The organism is Microbacterium sp. WCS2018Hpa-23 (assembly GCF_031843845.1).
In the GTDB taxonomy this organism is placed as follows: domain Bacteria; phylum Actinomycetota; class Actinomycetes; order Actinomycetales; family Microbacteriaceae; genus Microbacterium.
On the sequence record NZ_JAVTIZ010000005.1, the window covers coordinates 53,843 to 75,345 of the forward strand.

25 protein-coding genes are annotated in these 21,503 nt (G+C 67.4%); 13 read left to right on the plus strand and 12 right to left on the minus strand.

All coding sequences use genetic code 11. The annotated features are described in order from the left end of the window. Positions 1-47: 47 nt before the first annotated feature. Positions 48-530, minus strand: coding sequence for a CarD family transcriptional regulator (locus RQG77_RS09495; RefSeq protein WP_056513806.1), 483 nt, complete (start codon positions 528-530; stop codon positions 48-50). Between the two features lie 136 nt (positions 531-666). On the opposite strand from RQG77_RS09495, the gene RQG77_RS09500 reads away from it, so the two are divergent. Further along, positions 667-1,194: a DNA modification methylase gene (locus tag RQG77_RS09500; RefSeq protein WP_311244506.1), complete on the plus strand. Its 528-nt coding sequence runs from the start codon at positions 667-669 to the stop codon at positions 1,192-1,194. 77 nt (positions 1,195-1,271) lie between these two features. On the opposite strand, the gene RQG77_RS09505 is transcribed toward RQG77_RS09500, so the two are convergent. Both RQG77_RS09505 and RQG77_RS09510 read right to left on the minus strand, forming a co-directional pair. After that, positions 1,272-1,955, minus strand: a complete 684-nt coding sequence (locus tag RQG77_RS09505; RefSeq protein ID WP_056312600.1) for a response regulator transcription factor — start codon at positions 1,953-1,955, stop codon at positions 1,272-1,274. After that, positions 1,952-3,169, minus strand: a complete 1,218-nt coding sequence (locus tag RQG77_RS09510) for an ATP-binding protein (RefSeq protein WP_311244507.1) — start codon at positions 3,167-3,169, stop codon at positions 1,952-1,954. The genes RQG77_RS09505 and RQG77_RS09510 overlap by 4 nt, the downstream gene beginning before the upstream one ends. Before the next feature lie 221 nt (positions 3,170-3,390). Here RQG77_RS09510 and phoU point away from each other — a divergent pair, with 221 nt between their 5' ends. Then, positions 3,391-4,089 carry a phosphate signaling complex protein PhoU gene (gene phoU / locus RQG77_RS09515; protein WP_311244508.1) on the plus strand — a complete coding sequence of 233 codons (699 nt, stop codon included), beginning with the start codon at positions 3,391-3,393 and terminating at the stop codon, positions 4,087-4,089. A gap of 63 nt (positions 4,090-4,152) precedes the next feature. Here the strand turns inward: phoU and RQG77_RS09520 are convergent, their stop codons facing one another. Further along, positions 4,153-4,902, minus strand: coding sequence for a phosphoglyceromutase (locus RQG77_RS09520; RefSeq protein WP_311244509.1), 750 nt, complete (start codon positions 4,900-4,902; stop codon positions 4,153-4,155). Between the two features lie 60 nt (positions 4,903-4,962). On the opposite strand from RQG77_RS09520, the gene RQG77_RS09525 reads away from it, so the two are divergent. Next, positions 4,963-5,787, plus strand: a complete 825-nt coding sequence (locus RQG77_RS09525) for a class I SAM-dependent methyltransferase (RefSeq protein ID WP_311244510.1) — start codon at positions 4,963-4,965, stop codon at positions 5,785-5,787. Between the two features lie 9 nt (positions 5,788-5,796). On the opposite strand, the gene RQG77_RS09530 is transcribed toward RQG77_RS09525, so the two are convergent. Genes RQG77_RS09530 through RQG77_RS09545 form a run of 4 tightly spaced genes read right to left on the minus strand, consistent with a single transcriptional unit; the run spans position 5,797 to position 7,976 of the window. Beyond that, positions 5,797-6,918, minus strand: a complete 1,122-nt coding sequence (locus tag RQG77_RS09530; RefSeq protein ID WP_311244511.1) for a folate-binding protein — start codon at positions 6,916-6,918, stop codon at positions 5,797-5,799. Position 6,919: 1 nt separating this feature from the next. Next, positions 6,920-7,522 carry an FABP family protein gene (locus RQG77_RS09535; protein WP_311244512.1) on the minus strand — a complete coding sequence of 201 codons (603 nt, stop codon included), beginning with the start codon at positions 7,520-7,522 and terminating at the stop codon, positions 6,920-6,922. Between the two features lie 7 nt (positions 7,523-7,529). Next, complete coding sequence (locus RQG77_RS09540) at positions 7,530-7,652, minus strand: hypothetical protein (RefSeq protein WP_311244736.1); 123 nt, start codon at positions 7,650-7,652, stop codon at positions 7,530-7,532. Between the two features lie 36 nt (positions 7,653-7,688). Further along, complete coding sequence (locus RQG77_RS09545; RefSeq protein ID WP_056312614.1) at positions 7,689-7,976, minus strand: hypothetical protein; 288 nt, start codon at positions 7,974-7,976, stop codon at positions 7,689-7,691. Positions 7,977-8,068: 92 nt separating this feature from the next. Here RQG77_RS09545 and RQG77_RS09550 point away from each other — a divergent pair, with 92 nt between their 5' ends. The 9 genes from RQG77_RS09550 to RQG77_RS09590 all read left to right on the plus strand — a co-directional run bounded on the left by RQG77_RS09550 (position 8,069) and on the right by RQG77_RS09590 (position 17,300). Next, the gene (locus RQG77_RS09550) at positions 8,069-8,752 is read left to right on the plus strand and encodes a response regulator transcription factor (protein ID WP_056312616.1); all 684 of its coding nucleotides are present in this window, start codon (positions 8,069-8,071) and stop codon (positions 8,750-8,752) included. Between the two features lie 54 nt (positions 8,753-8,806). After that, on the plus strand, positions 8,807-10,972 hold the full coding sequence (locus RQG77_RS09555) for an RNA degradosome polyphosphate kinase (protein WP_311244513.1): 2,166 nt from the start codon (positions 8,807-8,809) through the stop codon (positions 10,970-10,972). Next, positions 10,969-11,946 (plus strand): NUDIX domain-containing protein, encoded by a 978-nt coding sequence (locus tag RQG77_RS09560; protein WP_311244514.1) that lies wholly within the window; start codon positions 10,969-10,971, stop codon positions 11,944-11,946. Before RQG77_RS09555 ends, RQG77_RS09560 begins: the two co-directional genes overlap by 4 nt. A gap of 171 nt (positions 11,947-12,117) precedes the next feature. Further along, a complete protein-coding gene (gene pstS, locus RQG77_RS09565; protein ID WP_311244515.1) occupies positions 12,118-13,218 on the plus strand; it encodes a phosphate ABC transporter substrate-binding protein PstS in 1,101 nt (366 codons plus the stop codon). Positions 13,219-13,344: 126 nt separating this feature from the next. Next, positions 13,345-14,313, plus strand: coding sequence for a phosphate ABC transporter permease subunit PstC (gene pstC / locus RQG77_RS09570; RefSeq protein WP_311244516.1), 969 nt, complete (start codon positions 13,345-13,347; stop codon positions 14,311-14,313). Position 14,314: 1 nt separating this feature from the next. Beyond that, positions 14,315-15,424, plus strand: a complete 1,110-nt coding sequence (pstA, locus tag RQG77_RS09575) for a phosphate ABC transporter permease PstA (protein ID WP_311244517.1) — start codon at positions 14,315-14,317, stop codon at positions 15,422-15,424. Positions 15,425-15,459: 35 nt separating this feature from the next. Continuing rightward, on the plus strand, positions 15,460-16,239 hold the full coding sequence (gene pstB / locus RQG77_RS09580; RefSeq protein ID WP_311244518.1) for a phosphate ABC transporter ATP-binding protein PstB: 780 nt from the start codon (positions 15,460-15,462) through the stop codon (positions 16,237-16,239). A gap of 219 nt (positions 16,240-16,458) precedes the next feature. Next, the gene (locus tag RQG77_RS09585) at positions 16,459-17,010 is read left to right on the plus strand and encodes a type IV toxin-antitoxin system AbiEi family antitoxin domain-containing protein (RefSeq protein ID WP_311244519.1); all 552 of its coding nucleotides are present in this window, start codon (positions 16,459-16,461) and stop codon (positions 17,008-17,010) included. After that, positions 16,962-17,300 (plus strand): DUF559 domain-containing protein, encoded by a 339-nt coding sequence (locus RQG77_RS09590; protein ID WP_311244520.1) that lies wholly within the window; start codon positions 16,962-16,964, stop codon positions 17,298-17,300. The genes RQG77_RS09585 and RQG77_RS09590 overlap by 49 nt, the downstream gene beginning before the upstream one ends. 124 nt (positions 17,301-17,424) lie before the next feature. On the opposite strand, the gene RQG77_RS09595 is transcribed toward RQG77_RS09590, so the two are convergent. From RQG77_RS09595 to sigK, 4 genes are all read right to left on the minus strand, one after another. After that, entirely contained in the window at positions 17,425-18,309 is an 885-nt protein-coding gene (locus tag RQG77_RS09595; RefSeq protein ID WP_311244521.1) for an aminodeoxychorismate lyase, read from the minus strand. Positions 18,310-18,483: 174 nt separating this feature from the next. Further along, entirely contained in the window at positions 18,484-19,113 is a 630-nt protein-coding gene (locus RQG77_RS09600) for a DNA-directed RNA polymerase subunit beta (RefSeq protein WP_311244522.1), read from the minus strand. A gap of 28 nt (positions 19,114-19,141) precedes the next feature. Continuing rightward, positions 19,142-19,987, minus strand: a complete 846-nt coding sequence (locus RQG77_RS09605; RefSeq protein WP_311244523.1) for an anti-sigma factor domain-containing protein — start codon at positions 19,985-19,987, stop codon at positions 19,142-19,144. Beyond that, positions 19,984-20,583 carry an ECF RNA polymerase sigma factor SigK gene (sigK, locus tag RQG77_RS09610; RefSeq protein ID WP_200934014.1) on the minus strand — a complete coding sequence of 200 codons (600 nt, stop codon included), beginning with the start codon at positions 20,581-20,583 and terminating at the stop codon, positions 19,984-19,986. The genes RQG77_RS09605 and sigK overlap by 4 nt, the downstream gene beginning before the upstream one ends. Before the next feature lie 223 nt (positions 20,584-20,806). Between sigK and RQG77_RS09615 the strand changes: the two genes are divergently transcribed. After that, entirely contained in the window at positions 20,807-21,466 is a 660-nt protein-coding gene (locus tag RQG77_RS09615; RefSeq protein ID WP_311244524.1) for a fasciclin domain-containing protein, read from the plus strand. The last annotated feature ends 37 nt before the right edge of the window (positions 21,467-21,503 follow it).

Here is a 21,503-nt window from a genome sequence, read left to right on the forward strand (position 1 = left end):
GCACGAAAAAAGGCGGATGCCGAAGCATCCGCCTTGTCTCGATCCGCTCAGGACGCGAGGACCTCGTCGAGCAGTGCGCTCGCCTTGTCTTCGTCGGTCTTCTCTGCGAGAGCCAGCTCGGAGATGAGGATCTGACGAGCCTTCGCCAGCATCCGCTTCTCACCGGCGGAGAGACCGCGGTCCTGATCACGACGCCACAGGTCGCGTACGACCTCGCTCACCTTGATCACGTCGCCGGAGGCGAGCTTCTCGAGGTTCGCCTTGTAACGGCGCGACCAGTTCGTGGGCTCTTCGGTGAACGGAGCGCGGAGCACCTCGAACACATGGTCGAGCCCCTCACGGCCGATCACATCGCGGACCCCGACGAGATCGACGTTCTCCGCGGGCACCTCGATGATGAGGTCTCCCTGCGTGACGTTGAGCTTCAGGTATTTCTTCGCCTCACCCTTGATGACGCGCTCCTTGACCTCGATGATGGTCGCAGCGCCATGGTGCGGATAGACGACAGTTTCGCCAACCTCAAAAAGCATAAAAACTTGTCCTTTCGGCAACCTCAAGGATACCACAGCAGACATGCGCTAAGGTTCGCGCCCCCACGTCCTCGGGCGCACCCTCGCTTGCGCATAGAATGGGATGCGGATATCCCGTCGGACCTCAGGAGGACCCGTGAAATCGCGCCTTGTTGCGTCTGCCGCCATCAGCGCCCTCGTTCTTCTCGGCGCGACGGGCTGCACGTTCATCTCGCCGCAGGCGACGACCATCGAGTACTCGGCCTCGGACGGCGTGAACGTCTCCGACTCCGACGGACCGATCGACGTGCGGAACGCCTTCATCGTCGCGAACGAAGACGGCTCGGTGGGCAACTTCATCGGTGCGGTCGTCAACCCGACCGCCGAGAAGGCCACGCTCACCATGACCGTCGCGGGCCTCGACCCGTTCACCGTCTCGGTCCCGGCGGGCAAGACCGTCAGCTTCGGCGCCGACGAGGAGCCGCTGCGCATCGACGGCCTCGACACGATGCCCGGCGCCACGATCGAGATCCACTTCCAGTCGGGTGACGGCGCCGGCACCAAGACCGAGATCCCCGTGCTCGACGGCGCGCTGCCGTACTACGCCGACCTCGTGCCCACCGCCGAGAAGGCCGAGCCGACGCCGGTCCCGACCGACACGGCGGCACCGGCTCCGCAGGAGTGATCCGCACCACGATGTGACGAAGAGGCCGGCACCCCCAGGGATGCCGGCCTCTTCCGTCGCCTGAGCGACGTGTGCGCTCAGCCCTCGAAGCGGTAGCCCAGTCCGCGCACGGTGACGAGCATCACGGGCTCCCCCGGGTTCTCCTCGATGCGCGAGCGGATGCGCTTGATGTGCACGTCGAGCGTCTTGGTGTCGCCGAAGTAGTCGCTGCCCCAGACGCGGTCGATGAGCTGGCCACGGGTGAGCACACGACCGGAGTTGCGCATGAGCACCTCGAGGAGCTCGAATTCCTTCAGCGGCATGTTGATCTGCTGACCGGCGACCGAGACGGTGTGCCGGTCGATGTCGAGCGAGACCCGTCCGCCGTCGAGCACGCGCTCGTCGAGTTCGTTCTCGGCCTGCACCACGCGGCGCAGCACCGCCCGCATGCGGGCGAGCAGCTCACGCGACGAGTAGGGCTTGGTGACGTAGTCGTCGGCGCCGAGCTCGAGCCCGACGACGATGTCCACCTCCGAGTCCTTGGCCGTGACCATGATGATCGGCACGGCTGAGGTGGAACGGATCTGCCGGCACACCTCGGTGCCGGGCATCCCCGGCAGCATGAGGTCGAGCAGCACCACGTCGGCTCCGCGCTCGCGGAACGCCGTCAGAGCGCCGGGCCCGTCCTCGGCGATCTCGACCTCGTACCCCTCGCGGCGCAGCAGGTAGGCGAGCGGGTCGGCGAGGTCGGGCTCGTCTTCGACGAGAAGGATGCGGGTCATGCGTTCTCTCCGTTTCGGACGCGAGTCGCGGCCTTCGCCGCCTTGCGCTCGCGCTTCTTCTTGTTCTTCTTGTCCGCGTCGATCCTCGGGGGAGCATCGATCCTCGGAAGCCTGATGGTGAAGGTCGATCCGCGTCCGGGGCGTGACCACAGCCTCACTTCGCCACCGTGTCTCTGCGTCGCGTGCTTGACGATCGAGAGTCCGAGGCCCGTGCCGCCCGTGCGGCGAGATCGGGCCTCGTCCGCGCGGTAGAAGCGCTCGAAGATGCGCTCACGGTCACCCTCGGCGATCCCGATGCCCTGGTCCGAGACGGCGATCTCGACGACGCCTTCGTCGGCTTTCACGCCGATGCCGACCCGGGAGCCCTTCGGCGAGTAGGCGATCGCATTGGCGATGAGGTTGCCGAACGCCTCGATGAGGATCTGCGAGTCGCCACGCACCCACACTCCCCTGTCGCCGCCGCGCGCGATCTCGACACCTGCCGAGTCCGCCTGCACGACATGCGCCTCGAGGGCCGTCGCGAGCACCTCATCGATCGCGACAGGTCGCACATCCGACAGCGCGTCCTCGGCCTGCAGCCTCGACAGGCTCATGATGCGCCCGGTGAGCTGGCCGAGACGCGCGGCCTCCGCCGAGATCCTGGTGGCGAAGTGACGAACCTGAGCGGGGTCGTCCGCCGCCGACTCGATGGCCTCGGCCAGCAGCGTGACCGCACCGACCGGCGTCTTCAGCTCATGACTGGTGTTCGCCACGAAGTCGCGGCGCATCTGATCCAGGCGCTCCTGCTCGGTCACGTCGCGGATGATCAGCAGGGTCATCCGCGGACTGATCACGCTCGCGCGGGCCGACACCAGACGCGGGTCGAGGCTGAGGCCACCGCGCGTCAGTCGCATGGACTCGGAGGCCGAGCCGCCCTCGTTCCGACCGCCGCGCACCAGCTGACGCAGCTCTGGATTCTCGAGCGGAGCGCCGACCTCGATACCGAAGCGCGTCGCCGCATTCGACACCGCGAGCACGAGCCCGGACGAGTCGACCACGCAGGCCGCGTCGTCCATGCTGCCCAGCACCGCGGTGACGCCTTCGGGCACCGAGAGCGAGGTCTCCTCGGCGACCCGCGCTCTCGCGCGATACGCCCATGCCACGAGCAGGGAGAGGCCGACGCCGATCACGAGGCCGACGGCCAACGCGAGCAGCGCGATCTGCGGCAAGGTCATAACCCCAGCGTAGAGTGCGTTCACCTGCGGATCGGCGGGTTCACCCGCCGTCGCGGCGCAGCGAGAAGTACTATTCACGTGCTGGGCACCGTTCGTTAACCTTCGGAGCAGACAATCGCTTTCGGGCCTGTGCGGGAGCGCTGAGCTCTCCTCTCGCGCGAACGGCCCGGCCGTCTCGCGTTGACATCACAGCCGAGACCCGAACGAAAGGTTGCGCCGACATGCGCGAAGTCTTCCATCAGTCCCTCGAGGACCTGCAGTCCCAGCTCGTGGAGATCGCAGACCTCGTCACGGTCTCCATCGACAAGGCCACCCGCTCCTTCGCGACCAGCGATGTAGAGCTCGCCGAAGAGGTCATCGCCGATGACGCCAAGATCGACGAGCTGGCCGTGGCCCTCGACGAGCAGGCCATCGAGATCCTCGCCCGTCAGCAGCCGGTCGCACGTGACCTGCGCGTCGTCGTCACCGCACTCCGCGTCAGCGCTTCGCTCGAGCGCATGGGCGACATGTCCGAGCACATCGCGCAGCTCGCACGCCTGCGCTTCCCCGAGCGCGCGATCCCGAAGGGCCTCAAGGGCACTTTCACGAAGATGGGCGAGCTGGACGTCGAGATCTCGCGCACACTGTCCGAACTGCTGCGCACGCAGGATCTGAAGCTGGCCGACACCATCCGCAACACCGATGACGACATCGACGAGCTGCATGCCAGCGTCTTCGAGAAGGTGCTCAGCGACAACTGGAAGGGCGAGGCCACAGCGACCGTCGACGCCACGCTCGCCAGCCGCTACCACGAGCGCTTCGCCGACCACGCGGTCGCCGTCGCGAAGAAGGTCATCTACCTGGCGACCGGTGACTGGCGCATCGAAGAAGAGGACATCGCCCTCGCGATCGAGCAGCAGCAGGAGCTCGGCCACGCCTGAGGCGCACGAGACACGCGAAAGGGGGCGGATGCTGACAGCATCCGCCCCCTTTCGTCTGCGGTGTTACTTCTTGCCCTGCGCGGCGACCGCTGCGGCACCGGCGGCGGCGGCCTCGGGGTCGAGGTAGCGGCCGGGTCCCGTGGGGACGTTGTTCTCGTCGAGCTCGTAGACCAACGGGATGCCGGTGGGGATGTTCAGCTCGGCGATGTCGTCGTCGCTGATGCCCTCGAGGTGCTTCACGAGACCGCGGAGCGAGTTGCCGTGGGCGGTGACGAGAACCGTCTTGCCGGCTTCGAGGTCGGGGACGATGGCGTCGTTCCAGTACGGCAGCAGGCGGTCGATGACGAGCTTCAGCGACTCGGTGCGCGGCACCTCTCCATCGATGTCGGCGTAGCGCACGTCGCCGACCTGGCTGAACTCGTTCTCGTCGTCGAGCAGGGGCGGCGGCACGTCGAACGAGCGGCGCCACAGCTGGAACTGCTCGGGGCCGAACTCCTCGAGGGTCTGGGCCTTGTCCTTGCCCTGCAGCGCACCGTAGTGGCGCTCGTTGAGCCGCCACGAGCGGGTCACGGGGATCCACAGCCGATCTGCGGCGTCGAGGGCGATGTTCGCGGTCTGGATCGCGCGGCTCAGCAGCGAGGTGTGCAGCACGTCGGGCAGGATGCCGGCCTCGGCCAGCAGCTCGCCGCCTCGGCGAGCCTCGTTCTTGCCCTGTTCGTTCAGGCGGACGTCCACCCAGCCGGTGAAGAGGTTCAGTTCGTTCCACTCGCTCCGGCCGTGACGGAGCAGGATCAGGGTGCGGTTCGCAGTCATGAGCCCAGTTTATCGGCGGAGGTCCACGCGTCCACGCCCCGGCCCTGCGAGGATTGACGCATGGCGTCATCTCCTCTCGGTCGGCCGACCCGCGGCACCACCGGGACGAACAGGCTGCGACGCAACGACAGATGGATCGCGGCGAGCCCGGCCTTCCGACGCGCCGCCGATCCGCTGGTCATCGACCTCGGCTACGGATCGAGCGGCGTGACCGCGTTCGAGCTCGCGACCCGACTGCAGCGCGTGCGGGCGGATGCCGAGGTGCGCGGCCTCGAGATCGACCCGGCCAGGGTCGCGACGGCGACTCGGCAGCTGGTCGAGGTGCAGGCGGGGAGCACCCCCTTCTCCCCCGATCTGCGGGTGTCCTTCGCTCGCGGAGGGTTCGAGGTGCCTCTTCCCGCAGGACGTCGCCCCGCGGTGATCCGGGCGATGAACGTGCTCCGCCAGTACGACGAGGCCGATGTGCCGGGAGCCTGGCGCACGATGGCCGGGCGCCTCGCAGCGGACGGTCTGCTCGTCGAGGGCACCTGCGACGAGATCGGTCGGGTGTCGAGCTGGATCGACGTCGACCCCGCCGGCGCACCGCAGCGCTTCACGATCTCGCTGCGGCTGGCCGATCTCGAGCATCCGAGCATCGTCGCCGAGCGGCTGCCCAAGGCGCTCATCCATCGCAACGTCCCCGGCGAACGGGTGCACGCGCTGCTCGTCGACCTCGACCGTGAATGGGACAGAGCCGCACCCCTGTCGACGTTCGGGGCGACGCAGCGGTTCCTCGCAGCCGTCGGAGCGTTGCGCGATCAGGGCTGGCCGGTGCTCGGTAGCAAGAGCCGATGGCGATTGGGCGAGCTCACCCTCCCGTGGGAGGCCGTCGCACCGCTTGCGTGATCCGCGCGCTCAGCTCGCCTGGCGGGGATCCGGTGCGCTCGGGCGTCGTGACAGGCGCGTGAGGCGAGGGATGTCGGCCGTGGCACCGGCATCCGCGGGCACGATGACCTGCTGGGTCGCGGCGATGTCGGCGCCCTCTGCGCGGACGATGAGATCTCCGACCGGAGTGCGGCGGGACAGGATCGCGAGCGCGATGGGTCCGTCCTCGTGGTGGCGGGCGACCGACGTGATGTGACCGACCTCGTCGTCACCGGCGAGCACCGCATCACCGACGGCGGGAAGCACGGCCTCGCTCCCGTCGAGGTGGAGGGCCGCGAGCCGACGCGGCGGGTGTCCGAGGTTGTGGACCTTCGCAACCGTCTCCTGCCCGCGGTAGCAGCCCTTGTTCAGGTGCACGGCGGTGCGGATCCAGTCGGACTCATGCGGCAGCGAGCGCTCGTCGACCTCGGCCGACCACCGCGGCCGCCAGGCTGCGACACGCAGCGCCTCGGCGGCGAGCAGGCCGGCGACCTCGTCGGCCGCGAGCGTCGCGGCGAGCGCGTCTGCGGCCTCGTTCGTGGCGATCGCCACACGCCAGTCGAGTTCGGCACCGGGGTGCTCTGCCGTCTCGGCGTATTGGTGACCGCCCGCGCTCACGCGCTGCCACGGGTCGACCCAGACGAGTGGAGCGCCGGCAGGAGCCGATGCCGCGGCGAGTGCGCGATCGGCGGCCGTGCCGCCGTCGACGAAGCCGAGGAGCACGAGGTCAGGGCGCACGTCCACCGTGGCCTGCGTGCGGAACTTCATCCGCGTCAGCCACGTCGCGAGCGCTTCGGCGTCGCCGGCATCCGCGATCAGCCACGTGGACGATCCGTCGTCCAGGACGCCGGCCGCGTGCTCGACGCGGCCCTGGGGGTCGAGCACGAGGAGCTCGGTGCTCTCACCCGCAGCGAGTCGGCCCACGGACTGCGAGGTGATCGAATCCAGCCAGCCCAGTCGCTCGGGCCCTGCGACCTCGATGACCGTCCGGTCGTCGAGGGGCACGATCGCCCCGCCCGCGGCGAGGCGGCGCTGCTCGCGGAACGCATCGCCGAAGTGGGCGATGCCGTCGCCAGCGAGCACAGCGCCGGGGATGTCGGTGAAACCGGTCATGTCAGACCTTGGCCAATCGCGCAGACGCGTGCGCCCGCATGGGAGTGCCGAGGGCCGCGATGTCCCAGGCCCACAGCAGGTGGTTGTCGACGAGTCCGTACATGCGCGTCGCGGCGCCGTACTCTTTGGCTCCCGCACCGCGGACGATCGCGTCGGAGGCGATGTCGATGCGCGGACCGCTGATCTCGCCCAGGTAGAGCTCGAGTGTTCCGTCGGCGTGGGCGATCGAGACCTCGATGGGGAATCCCCCCGATGCGGCACGCAGTTCTTCGACGTCGTCGACTCCGCGCGTCACCGGCTCGGTGAGCGGCGGCAGCAGACCGGGGCCGGGATCGGCGTCCGTCGCCGGACGGCTGAGCCGCCAGAACCCGGTCTCTGCGACGAGCGGGATCGAGACGGCCTGGTCGTCGCCGGTGAACGTCGCTGTGGCCGAGTAGTTCAGGAACGGGCCGCCGTCATGGCTGAAGCTCACGCGATGCGTGAACTCGCCCTGGAGCCGTTCATCACCGACCGGATAGTCGATGACGCCTGTTCCCTCCCAGACGCCGACGAGCCACGAGAGCGGCGCGAGGTCTGCGGGAAGATCGGTCGGCAGCTCGAGCACGGTGCGCTCAGCGCTGGCCGCGGAAGAGGTTGCGCAGCACGACGACCGAGACGAACACGATCGCGAGGCTCGCAAGGCCCAGGAGGCCGATGAAGAAGAGTTCGAGCGCCAGGAGGTCCATACCGTCCACATTACCCTCCGTGCGCGCGGGTGTCGCGTCGTGAAATCAAGTGACGAGGGCCGCCAGGCCGAATCCGACCGAGATCACACCCATCAGCAGCAGCGCACCGATCGTGCTTCCGCTCACGCGGAAGATGAATCCCTGGGTGCGTCCGTACCAGAGCTGCACCGCGAAGGAGAGCAGCACGATCCCCCCGAAGGCGACGAGCAGCCACGGCACGCGCCATTCCTCGGGCACGAAGATCCCCACCGCTATGGAGGCGACGAAGGCGACCGCCCAGACGACGAGCACACCGACGAAAGCGTTACGCGGTGCGAGGGCAGGTTCCGACATGAATCCATTGTGACTCACCGACGACGATTCTCACCCATCAGCGCCCGGTATCATTGCGGCACGGCGTATCCCGCCGCCCGGAAGGAGTGCGTGTGGCCCAGGTCCTGGTGTTGACCAATGCTCCGGTCTCGGAGCAGGTCCTGCCCGCGCTCGAGCTTCTCAGCCATCGTGTGCGCCAGATCCCGGCCGAGCCCGCCCAACTCGTGAGCGCCCCCGACTACGACATCGTGATCGTCGACGGCCGCCTGGACCTCGTCGGGGCGAAGTCGCTGTGCCGTCTGCTGCGCGCCACCGGACAGGATGCTCCGCTCCTCCTCGTCGTCACGGAGGGCGGCATGAGCGCGCTCTCCGGCGAGTGGGGGATCGACGACGTGCTGCTCTCCACCGCGGGTCCGGCCGAGACCGACGCCCGTGTGCGCCTCGCGCTCGCCCGCCGTGATGAGGTCGCGGAACCCTCGCGTGTGCAGGCCTCCGGCGTAACGATCGACGAGCAGTCGTACTCGGCGAAGCTACGCGGCCGTCCGCTGGATCTCACCTACAAGGAATTCCAGCTGCTGCACTTCCTCGCCACCCATCCCTCACGGGTGTTCACCCGCGAGCAGCTGCTCAGCGAGGTGTGGGGTTACGACTACTTCGGTGGCACACGCACGGTCGACGTGCACGTCAGGCGCCTGCGCGCGAAGCTCGGCGACCAGGAGCAGATCATCGGCACGGTGCGCAACGTCGGCTACCGATTCAACGTCTACGACGACGAGACGGTCCCGGCGACGCGCTGACGGATGCGACGCCCGTTCACGCGCGCGTCACCTCACGGTGCTTAGATGTACCCCATGATCGATCCCGCTCTCGCCGACGCTGGTCTCGGTGACGCTGAAGATGACGACTTCGATGCCGTCGAGGCCCCGGATGCGCTCCTCCCCGACCATCGCTACCTCGATCGCGAGCTGAGCTGGCTCGCGTTCAACCAGCGCGTGCTCGAGCTCGCCGAGGATCCGTCGCTGCCGGAACTCGAACGGGCGAACTTCCTCGCGATCTTCGCGAGCAACCTCGACGAGTTCTTCATGGTGCGTGTCGCCGGACTGAAGCGCCGCATCGTGACGGGCCTCGCGGTCCCCACGAACATCGGCCGCTCCCCCGCCGACGCACTCGCCGACATCGCTCGCGAGGCGCACGCTCTGCAGTTGCGCCACGCCGAGGCCTGGACCTCGCTCGTGCGTCCGGCGCTCGCCGAGTCCGGCATCGAGATCACCGAGTGGTCCGCGCTCACCGATGACGAGCGCGCCAAGCTCTCCGAGTACTTCGGCGCCCAGGTGTTCCCGGTGCTGATGCCGCTCGCAGTCGACCCCGCGCATCCGTTCCCGTACATCTCCGGGCTGTCGCTGAACCTGGCGATCCGCATCCGCAACGCGCGCACCGGCCGCCAGGAGTTCGCCCGTCTCAAGGTGCCGCCCATGCTGCCCCGCTTCGTCGAGGTGCCCGGTACCGGCGAGATCAAGCGGTTCCTCACGCTCGAGGAGCTCATCGCGAACCACCTCGGAGACCTCTTCCCGGGTATGGAGGTGCTCGACCACCACGCGTTCCGCCTCACCCGCAACGAGGATGTCGAGATCGAGGAGGACGAGAGCGAGAACCTCATCCAGGCTCTCGAGGCCGAACTGCTGCGACGCCGCTTCGGCCCGCCCATCCGCCTCGAGATCACCGACGACATGGACGAGGTCACGATGGACCTCCTCGTCCGCGAGCTCGAGATCACCGATCAGGAGATCTACCGCCTGCCAGGGCCGCTCGATCTGCGCGGCCTGTTCGACCTGTCGCGCATCGATCGCCCCGATCTGCGCTACCCGCCGCACCTGCCGACCACGGCTGTCGCCTTCCAGCCGACAGGAAGCAACACGCGGGCCGACATCTTCAAGGCGATCCGCAAGTCGGACGTGCTCGTGCACCACCCGTACGAGTCGTTCACGACCAGCGTCGTCTCCTTCCTCGAGCAGGCCGCCCGCGATCCGCACGTGCTCGCGATCAAGCAGACTCTCTATCGCACCTCGGGCGACAGCCCGATCGTCGAGGCGCTGATCAACGCCGCTGAGTCCGGCAAGCAGGTGCTGGCGCTGGTCGAGGTCAAGGCCCGATTCGACGAGGCCAACAACATCGTCTGGGCGCGCAAGCTCGAGAAGGCCGGCGTGCACGTGGTCTACGGCCTCGTCGGCCTGAAGACCCATTGCAAGCTCGCACTCGTCATCCGCGAGGAAGACGGCGTGCTGCGCCACTACTCGCACATCGGCACGGGCAACTACAACCCGAAGACCAGCCGCATCTACGAGGACTTCGGACTGTTCACCACCGACGCGCAGGTCGGCAAGGACCTCACCCGTCTGTTCAACGAGCTCAGCGGATACGCGATCGAGAAGAAGTTCAAGCGGCTTCTCGTCGCCCCACTGCACCTGCGCAAGGGGCTGGTACGCCAGATCGACAACGAGCGGCGCAACGCCGAAGACGGCAAGCCCGCGAGCATCCGCATCAAGGTCAACTCGATGGTCGACGAAGAGGTCATCGACGCGCTGTACCGTGCGAGCGCAGCCGGTGTGAAGGTCGACGTGTGGGTGCGAGGCATCTGCAGTCTGCGCACCGACCTCGACGGCATCAGCGACAACATCACCGTCCGCAGCATCCTCGGCAGGTATCTCGAGCATTCCCGCATCTTCGCGTTCCACAACGACGGCGACGCGCAGGTGTACATCGGCAGCGCCGACATGATGCACCGCAACCTCGACCGTCGCGTCGAGGCGCTCGTGCGTGTGACGGACCCCGGGCACATGAAGGACCTGCTCGACTTCTTCGATCTCGCCATGGACCCCGGAACCACCTCGTGGCACCTGGGTGTGGACGGAGTCTGGACGCGGCATTCCGAGGACGCCGACGGCAAGCCGCTCATCGATCTGCAGGACAAGACGATGGGGTTGATCCAGCGGCGCCGTCGAGCGCGGGCGGTCCGATGAGCAGCCAGTCGAGCGCCCAGGCGACGAGTTCGAAGTGGACGGACAAAGCCGTCTACGCGGCGGGCGCCGTCGTCTGGCGACTCATCGACGGCAAACTGCGGATCCTGCTGATCCACCGCACCAAGTACAAGGACATCACCCTCCCGAAGGGCAAGGTCGACCCCGGCGAGATGCTCGCAGAGACCGCCGTGCGCGAGGTGCACGAGGAGACCGGCATCCGCGTCTCTCTCGGCGTGCCGGTCGGCGTGAGTCGCTACCACCTGCCCTCGAGCAAGCAGAAGGTCGTGCACTACTGGGCGGCCGAGGCGACCGTCGACGCCATCCGCGCATCGACCTTCGTTCCGAACAAGGAGATCGCGGCCCTGGAGTGGGTGAGCGTCAAGAAGGCACGCTCCCGGTTGAGCTATCCGGTCGACGTCGAGATCCTCGACTTCTTCGCGAACCTCGTCGATGACGGCGTGCTGCGAACCTTCCCGATCATCGCGCTGCGTCACGCCAAGGCACTCTCCCGCTCGGACTGGGACGGCGCGGATGCCGCACGCCCGCTCACCGATCGCGGCCGCGAGCAGGCGAAGTCGATCGTCGGCCCTCTGCGCGCTTTCGGAGTACGCAAGATCATCACCAGCGACGCCGTGCGCTGCGTGCAGACGGTCAAACCACTCGCGAAGGCTCTGGATCGCAAGGTCGTCACGACCGAGAAGATCAGTCAGGACGCCTGGGAGGACGGACACGACGACCTGCGTTCGGTGATCGGTCGCCGCGTGCGGGCGGTCAAGCCGGCCGTCCTCTGCAGCCACGGCCCCGTACTGCCGGGCCTCCTCACCGAGATCGCACTCGCAACCGGCACGATCCGCGGCTCGTACGTCAACAGTGCAGCCGATCTCGAGCCGGCCGCCTTCTCGGTCGTACACGTCTCGGCATCCCATCCCGGGTCGGGGATCATCGCGATCGAGACGCACATCCCCAAGATCTGACCGCTCGTCGAGCGGCCTCGGGACACGAGTGCGCGCCTGGGGTGCACCCCAGAGAGACGCGCGCCGTTCACCTTCCGTTCACCTGCGCGGGAGAGTCTCGTTAACCGCCGCACATAGCGTCACTGTGTGCCCTGCACCGGGCCCCACCCATCCAAGATCGAAGGATCCACAGTGAAGATCTCCCGAATCGCACGAATCGGCGCCATCGGCGCCGTCGCCGCTCTCGCACTCGCCGGCTGTGCCGCGAACGAAGGCGGCACGGGCTCCACCGACGCGCCGAGCGAGTCGACCCTCTCCGGCACCATCGAGGCCACCGGCGCCTCCTCGCAGGAGGCCGCGCAGCAGTCCTGGGTCGCCGCATTCCAGACCGCCAACCCCGACACCACGGTGAACTACACCGCGACGGGTTCGGGCACTGGCCGCGAGAACTTCATCGCCGGCTCCTCCAACTTCATCGGATCCGACCGCGCGTTCAACGCCGACGAGATCGCCGCCGGCGGCTTCGGCTCCTGCACCTCCGACGACATCGTCGAGATTCCCGTCTACATCTCGCCGGTCGCCGTCGCCTTCAACCTCGAGGGCATCGACGAGCTGAACCTCGACGGCGAGACCATCGCCAAGATCTTCTCGGGCGCCATCACCAACTGGAACGACGCCGCCATCGCGTCGCAGAACGAGGGCGTCGAGCTGCCCGACCAGGCGATCGTCCCCGTGCACCGCGCAGACGCGTCCGGCACGCAGGAGACGTTCACCAAGTACCTCAGCGCCGTCGCCCCGGACGTCTGGACCTACGAGGCCAGCGACGAGTGGCCGCTGTCGACCGGTGAGGCCGGAGACGGCACCTCGGGCGTCGTCGACGCGATCACCAACGGCGTGGGCTACATCGGCTTCGCCGACGCATCGCGCACCGCGGACCTCGGTCAGGTCGCCGTCGAGGTCGAGGGCGAGTACGTCGCGTACTCCGCCGAGGCCGCCGCAGCGCTCGTCGAGGCGTCGCCGCTCGAGGAGGGTCGCTCGGACCACGATCTCGCGTTCGCCGTCGACCCGGCCGCAGCCCCCGCCGGCTCGTACCCGATCGCGCTCGTCTCGTACCTCATCGGCTGCGTCGAGTACGACGACGCCGAGACCGCAGGCCTCGTGAAGGCGTACTTCGAGTACGTCGCATCGGCCGAGGGCCAGGATGCCGCCGCCGAGGCCGCCGGCAGCGCGCCGATCTCGGACACCCTGCGCGACCAGATCAACACGGCGATCGACGCGATCGTCACGGAGTGACCGTCGGCTCAGCCCACCGCTGAGCCCCGGTCCGACGCCCCCGGGTGTCGGTCGTAGTACAAGACCGACGCCCGGGGGCACCCGCATGAAAACCCCGAAAGTCCCTCAGAGCCTGGAGTCGCTCCGATGACCACAACCTCAACGGGTCCCGATACCACCCGTTCCACCGGGACGCGCCCTCAGCTGCGCCGACGGGGTGACCTCGTCTTCTCGGGCACCGCTCTGGCGGCGGGAATCATCATCCTCGTCACGCTCGCGGCGGTCGCCGTCTTCCTCATCGTGCAGGCGATCCCGGCTCTGTCGGCCGACACCTCGAACAACCACATCCTCGAGGGCCAGTCGTTCCTCTCGTGGGTCTGGCCCTTCGTCTTCGGAACGCTGTGGTCGAGCCTCATCGCGCTCGTCATCGCCGCACCGATCGCGATCGGGATCGCACTCTTCATCTCGCACTACGCCCCGCGCCGGCTCGCCGGATTCCTGGGTTACATCATCGACCTGCTGGCCGCCGTGCCGTCGGTCGTCTTCGGTCTCTGGGGTGCCCTCACCTTCGCGCCGATGCTCGTGCCCTTCTACAAGTGGCTCAACACCAACCTCGGCTGGATCCCGATCTTCGGCGGAACGCCCTCGGGAACCGGAAAGACGATCCTCACGGCATCCCTCGTCCTCGCGGTGATGATCCTCCCGATCATGACCGCGATCTGCCGCGAGGTGTTCCTGCAGACTCCGAAGCTGCATGAGGAGGCCGCGCTCGCGCTCGGCGCCACACGCTGGGAGATGGTGCGGATGGCCGTGCTCCCCTTCGCACGCAGCGGAATGGTCTCGGGCGCCATGCTCGGACTCGGCCGCGCGCTCGGCGAGACCATGGCCGTGACGCTCGTGCTCTCGCCTCTCGGCATCATCACGTTCAACCTGATCAACCCGGAGAACCCCACGACGATCCCCGCGATCATCGCGCTGCGGTTCCCCGAGGCCCACGACGAGGGCGTCAACACGCTCATCGCGGCGGGTCTGATCCTCTTCATCGTCACCTTCGCGGTCAACTTCGTGGCCCGCTGGATCGTCTCGCGCCGCGCCGAGTTCTCGGGAGCCAACTGACATGACCGCCACACTCACTCCCTCCCCCGCGCCGTCGTCCGTCGTCGCCCCCGTGCACACCACCTCGGCGGGCCACCTGCCCAAGTGGGCACCGTGGGCGCTGCTGCTGGTCGCATTCGTCATCTCCGCAACGATCTTCGCCTTCATGAACGCCGGCGGCGACCCGGCCGACTTCAACATCGCGCTCACGCTCGTGGTCGGCCTCGTGTTCTACATGGTGCTCGTCTTCGTCATCTCCACCGTGGTCGAGAGCCGTCGTCACGCGATCGACCGACTCATGACCGCGCTCGTGTCCGGCGCCTTCGTGGTCGCGCTCCTCCCCCTCATCTCGCTGCTCTACACCGTGGTCGTCAACGGCCTCATGCGGTTCGACGGCGAGTTCTTCAGCTTCTCGATGCGCAACATCGTGGGCGAGGGCGGCGGCGCGGTCCATGCGATCTGGGGCACGCTCCTGATCACCCTCGGCGCGACGATCATCTCGGTGCCGATCGGCCTGATGACCTCGATCTACCTGGTCGAGTACGGCGAAGGCCGCAAGCTCGCCCGCGGCATCACGTTCCTCGTCGACGTCATGACCGGCATCCCCTCGATCGTCGCCGGTCTGTTCATCTACTCGGTGTTCGCACTGATCGTCGGGCCCGGAACCCGCATGGGCATCATGGGCTCCCTGGCCCTCTCGGTGCTGATGATCCCGGTCGTCGTGCGCGGATCCGAAGAGCTGCTGCGCATCGTCCCGAACGAGCTCCGCGAGGCGGCCTACGCACTCGGCGTGCCGAAGTGGCTGACGATCATCAAGGTCGTGCTCCCGACCGCGATCGCCGGAATCCTGACCAGCATCATGCTGGCCATCTCGCGCGTCATCGGCGAGACCGCGCCGCTGCTGCTCACCGTCGGAGTCGTCCAGGGCATGAACCTGAACATGTTCGGCGGCCAGATGGCGACGCTACCCGTGTTCTCGTACATGCAGGCGAAGTACCCCGGCATCCCGGTCGATGCCTACCTCGACCGGGCATGGGCCGCGGCCCTCACCCTGATCGTCATCGTGATGGTGCTGAACCTGGTGGCACGCATCATCGCCAAGGTGTTCGCCCCCAAGATCAACGGCCGCTGAGCCGTCATACCCGACTGAACCAAAGGATCCCTCTCGTGTCCAAGAGCATCGAAGTCAACGACCTCAACGTCTACTACAGCGACTTCCTCGCCGTCGAAGGCGTCAGCATCGACATCAAGCCCAACACCGTCACGGCATTCATCGGCCCGTCCGGTTGCGGCAAGTCCACGTTCCTGCGCACCCTCAACCGCATGCACGAGGTCATCCCCGGCGCCCGCGTCGAGGGCGAGGTGCTGATCGACGGGAAGAACCTCTACGGTGCAGGCGTCGACCCCGTGCTCGTGCGTCGCCAGGTCGGCATGGTGTTCCAGCGCCCGAACCCGTTCCCCACGATGTCGATCAAGGAGAACGTGCTCGCGGGCGTCAAGCTCAACAACACGCGCATGGCGAAGAGCGACCAGGAGGCCCTGGTCGAGAAGTCGCTGCGCGGCGCCAATCTCTGGAACGAGGTCAAGGACCGCCTCGACCGCCCCGGCTCCGGCCTCTCGGGCGGACAGCAGCAGCGTCTGTGCATCGCCCGCGCGATCGCCGTCTCACCCGACGTGATCCTGATGGACGAGCCCTGCTCGGCCCTCGACCCGATCTCCACCTTCGCGATCGAGGAGCTCATCGCCGAGATCAAGACCCAGTACACGGTCGTCATCGTGACGCACAACATGCAGCAGGCGAGCCGTGTCTCCGACAAGACGGCGTTCTTCAACATCGCCGGCACCGGCAAACCCGGCAAGCTCATCGAGTACGACGACACCCGCACGATGTTCACCACCCCGTCGGTGCAGGCCACCGAGGACTACGTCTCGGGTCGCTTCGGATAAGCATCCCCTCCCCTCTTCTGCCCCCTGGAAAACCCAGACCATCGCGTCCCACGACCGCGTGTCGACTTCTCGACGCGCGGCTCGGGAGGCCGACGGTCTGGGTTTTCCCGTCGATGACCGGGCCTGCACTTCTGGAGGCCCGGATGCGCCATGCACAGAACATGGGAGAACACAGGATTTCTCAGGTCGGTGACGACGGCGATCATCCATCGTCTTCGGATGACGTTCACCCGAGCGGACTCCGCTCTCCGCACACTCCGCCGCATGGCTCGCACCTCCGAACTGAAACGTCTGGGGGTGACCGATTCCGAACTCACCAGGGCCGTGAGATCGGGGGAGGTTGTCCGGCCCCGCCAAGGCGTGTACGCGCTCGCTGACACTCAGGACCGCATCGTCCACGCAGCCTCGCACGGCGGCACGGTCGGATGCTGCGCCGCGGGGCTGCTATACGGTCTCTGGATCCTCGAGACACCGCCGAAATGCCATGTCTGGATGGGGACGGCCGGAACACCGCGCTCTTCCTGCGAGGACTGCCATATCCATTGGGACGAGGGAAAGGTCGCCGTCGGCGCGCCACCGCCGGTCCGGAACGTAATTCTGCAGATCTCACAGTGCGCGTCGGAGGACACGTTCTTCGCGGCATTGGAGTCGGCGCTGCGGCAGTCGCTGCTTCGAGCCGGGGATCTGACGTGGCTCGTGGCGCATCTCCCGGTCGCGATGAGGTGGCTCGTCGCCTTCGCACGAGCGGATGCCGACAGCGGACTAGAGTAGAGTCGCTCCTCCGTCTCCGGCTGCACCGGCTCGGCATAGAAGCCCGGCCTCAGGTGTGGATCGCCGGCGTGGGAGAGGTGGACTTCGTCGTCGGAGCGCGCCTGATCATCGAAGCCGATGGACGCGCGAACCACGACGGCGAGGATCTGAGGGCGAAGGATCTTCAGCGAGACGCAGCCGCAGCCGCACGGGGTTATCAGACCCTACGTTTCACCTACGGGATGATCGTGCACGATTGGCAGGCGGTTGTCGATGCGATCAACGGTGCGCTGCTCCAGGACGGGCATTGATGAGAGGGGAATCCCAGAGCGATGGCCGTCACCCCGGCATGTCGTCCGGCGCCACACCGCTGAGGACGCGGATGATCTGCGTTTTCCAAGTGCGATCGAGGCGACAGTCAGTCCGGGGCGATCGTCAGTCGCGAGGGGAGAGCAGGTACCGGTTCAGGTCGGCAGTGAGCGCGTGGTCGACCGGCAGCTCGACACCGTCGACTGCGGTGATCGGAGCGGCGAGCCGGACGCTCGAGACCAGCCAGGCGGCATCCGCCCGGGGAAGGTCGGATGCCGGGATCTGCCCGTACTCGACCTCGAAACCGCGGCCGGCGAGGTATTCGTAGACGCTGAGCTGGGTCGTGCCGTGCAGGATGCCGCCGTTCGGCGCCGGCGTGACGAATCGGTCGTCGAGGCGCAGGATCAGTGAGGCGGTCGGCGCCTCGAGCACGAAGCCGTCGCGGGAGAGGAAGATCGCGTCGTCCGCGCCCCGCCGGTGCGCTTCGCGCAGCGCGGCCATGTTCACCGCATACGAGAGGGTCTTGGCGCCGAGCAGCAGCCAGGGCGCGTTCTCGGCGACGTCGAGATCGTATCCGCGGTCGAGCGTGACCACGCGGATGCCACGCTCCCGCACCTCGGAGAAGTCGGATGCCGGTGCAGCAGTGACCCACGCGGTCGGGGTGGGTCCGTGCTCGACGCCTCTGCTGAGGATGAGCTTGATGACGTACTCGCCCTGCTCGCAGTGGCTCGCCGCCTGCTCGATGGCCTGTCTCCACTGGGTCTGATTCGGCAGCGGCAGGTCGCAGAGCTGGGCGGAGTGCGCAAGCCGCTCGAGATGAGGGATGACCTCCTGCGCGTGCCCGTCGACGACGCCGATCGACTCGAAGACGCCGTCACCGCGCTGGGTGCTCAGCTCCCCCACACTCAGTGCGGGCGCCGCCGCATCGACGAGCGTGAAGGTGTCGGCGTAATCGGAGCGGTCCGCGTCCGGTGCCGCCGGATCGATCATGAGAGCAAAGCGCCGGGTCATGCTCCGAGCCTAGACTCCCGGGAATAGCCGCAGTGCGATCTTGTTACAATGGAATGGCCGGGCCGCATAACCCCGGGCTCCAAATTTTGCCGCTATGAGCGGCCTTCCGCCGAGAGGCGTTCTTGCGGCCCGGTCTTTTCATGTCTGGGGGCGGATCCGCAGGGGCCGTTCGGCTCAGGCGAGCGCATCCGTGCGCCAGAGCACCGCCGACGCCGACAGGTCCTGCGCGTAGCTGCTGAGCCGCAGGGCCCTGGTCGTGAGTTCGCTCGCACGCGAGGGCTCGGTCGCCTCGTAGTCATCGGCGGTGTGCGTGGCGCCCGATGCCTGCACCCGGCAGAAAGCCGCGGCACGGTCGAGGGCGACCGCGAAGTCGCCACGGAACGCGCCACGGAGAATCGTGTCGATGAGGGCGACGAGCTCGTCGGGATTCGCCGGCACCGGGGCGCCGGCTACCACCGAGTCGACGGAGGTCAACTCGACCCGACCGCGCTCGTAGAGCAGCGCCGCCGTCTGCGGATCGCTGTGGATGGCGAGCTGCAGCAGGTAGAGGCGCCACAGCGCGCCCGGCAGCGTCCGCGCGGGCGCCTTGGACCACAACTCGGCGATCTCGTCGATACCGTGCTCGGCGGTGAAGGCGACGAGACGGTCCGCACTGACACCGCTCTCGTCCGCGCGCACCCGCGTGAGCAGGGCGGATGCGGTCGCGTGCGCGACTCTCGTCTCTTCCGCAGGGTCGTGAGCGCCGACGATGTTGTCGAAAGCGCTGGTCGGGCGGCGTACAGGACGCGAGAACTGCTCGGGCATCAGTCCAGGGTACGCGTGATCGACGACGTCAGGCGGTGGGGATGACGACCACCGGGTCGGTCGTCGGCAGCCCCGACGGCGACCCTCCGGCCTTCTCCACGGTGACGGCGATCACATCGCCGGCATGCATCTCGCCGTCGAGCACCGCGGTCGCCGCTCCGTCATCGACCGCGAACACGCCGGCCGGGATCGGAGTCTCGCCTCGGACGTACCAGAGCTCGTACGTCTCGCCCTCGGACAGAGCGGGTACGCCGTCGGTCACGAGCACGGACTTTCCGAGCGATGCCGACCAGTGCGCGGTGGCGGTGCCGCCGCCCTCGAGCGGGACACTGGCCTGCTGCGCGTCGCCGGACGCCTGGATGTCCTGCAGGGCGATCACGCTCGCGGGCCGATTCAGGTACTCGTTGACGGCTACCGCCCCGACGCCGACACCGACGAGCAGTGCGAGGCACGCGGCGAGTGCGAAGAGGATGCGCAGGCGGTGCGCCGGAGCCTTGGGGCTCGCCTCGCCGCCGATCGATGAGGGCTGCGTGGAGACGGCACGAGCGACGTCCGGTGCTGAGTTCGCATCCGGTGCTGACTTCGCATCCGGTGCTGACTCTGGCAGAGCGTCCGTCGCCGACCCCGTCATGATCACATCGCCGCTCTGCGGCGTCACGGCGATACGTGCGAGCAGCGCAGCGCGGATCTCGGGTGAGGGAGCGGTCGGAGCGACACCGGTGGAGAGGAGCGCCGCACTCTCGGCATCCGCATCCGCGATGCGCTGCCACTCAGGGTGCATGGCGAGCGCCGCGTGATAACGCTGCTGATCATCGGGCGACAGCGCATCGAGTGCTGCTCCTGCCGCGAGTTCCGCGAATTCCTGCTCGTTCATGCTGTCACCCCCATGGCTGTCCTCAGGCGCGAGAGCCCATCTCGCATCCGTGTCTTGATCGTCCCCAGCGGTGCCCCCACGAGCACCGCGACTTCATTTTGACTGTATCCGCCGTAGTAGGCCAGAACGAGAGCTTCGCGCTGCGCCTCGGGAAGACCCGAGAGAGCATTCACGACCTTCTCGCCCTCGATACCCAGCTCGACCGTTTCCGCGACACTGTCGTGCGCGACCCCGATATCCCTGAACCCGGCCCGTACGTCTCTGTCCGCGCTGGACTGGGACGCACGCACCCGGTCGACCGCACGACGGTGCGCGATCGTCATCACCCAGGTTCTTCCCTGCCCCTTGTTCGGAGCGAACTTGGAAGCGGATTGCCAGATCTCCAGAAAAACCTCCTGAAGCACCTCTTCGCTCTGCGAGCGGTTGACGAGCACACGGAGGATGAGCCCGAACACCCTCGAGGAGAGAGAGTCGTAGAGCTCCGCGAATGCGCGCTGGTCACCGTCGCCGATGCGAACGAGCAGGTCAGCGACAGCATCCTTTGCCGTACCGTCTTCGGGTACGTCCATCCCATCGATGACCATCTCTACAAGCATGCCGCATCCACATTGCTTTCTCGTGCAGCCGCCGCCCGAAAGTGACGGAATCGAGTCCTCTTAAGTGCTGTTCGTCGAAAGCTGTTCGCGACAGCCCTCGAAACGGATTGGATCGGGCCGCGACGAAAAAACTTTTGAACTTTCTCCCATCCGATATCCGGGGGGCTCCGAACAGCTGTCAACGCCACGGAGAGGCCGTGGCACAGTTCTGAAGGAGCTCGAGATGTTCAGCACCAAGAAGAAGGTCACCGCAGCGATCACCCTCGGCCTTGCGAGCGCATTCCTGCTCTCCGCATGTTCCATGGGCGGAACCACGGACGAGCCGGCAGAGTCGACGGCACCGGAGTCTTCCGAGGAGACGATGGCACCCGAGACGATGGACCCGGCCGCGAACCTGGTCGGCGCCGGCTGCGCCGCATACGCAGAGGCTGTGCCGGACGGCGCAGGATCGGTCGAGGGCATGGCTCTTGACCCGGTCGCCACCGCAGCATCCAACAACCCGCTGCTCACCACGCTCGTCGCAGCAGTCAGCGGCCAGCTGAACCCGGATGTCAACCTCGTCGACACGCTGAACGGCGACGAGTTCACCGTCTTCGCGCCGGTCGATGACGCATTCGCAAAGATCGACCCGGCCACCATCGAGGCTCTCAAGACCGACAGCGCCACGCTGAGCTCGATCCTGACGTACCACGTGGTCCCCGGACAGATCACGCCTGATGACATCGTCGGCATGCAGACCACCGTTCAGGGAGCTGACCTCGAGGTCACCGGCAGCGGCGACGAGCTGATGGTCAACGACGCCAACGTCATCTGCGGTGGAGTGCAGACCGCGAACGCCACCGTGTACCTGATCGACTCGGTGCTGATGCCCCCGGCTGAGTAAGCCATGGGATGCCGAGGCAGGACTCGGCACACACCAT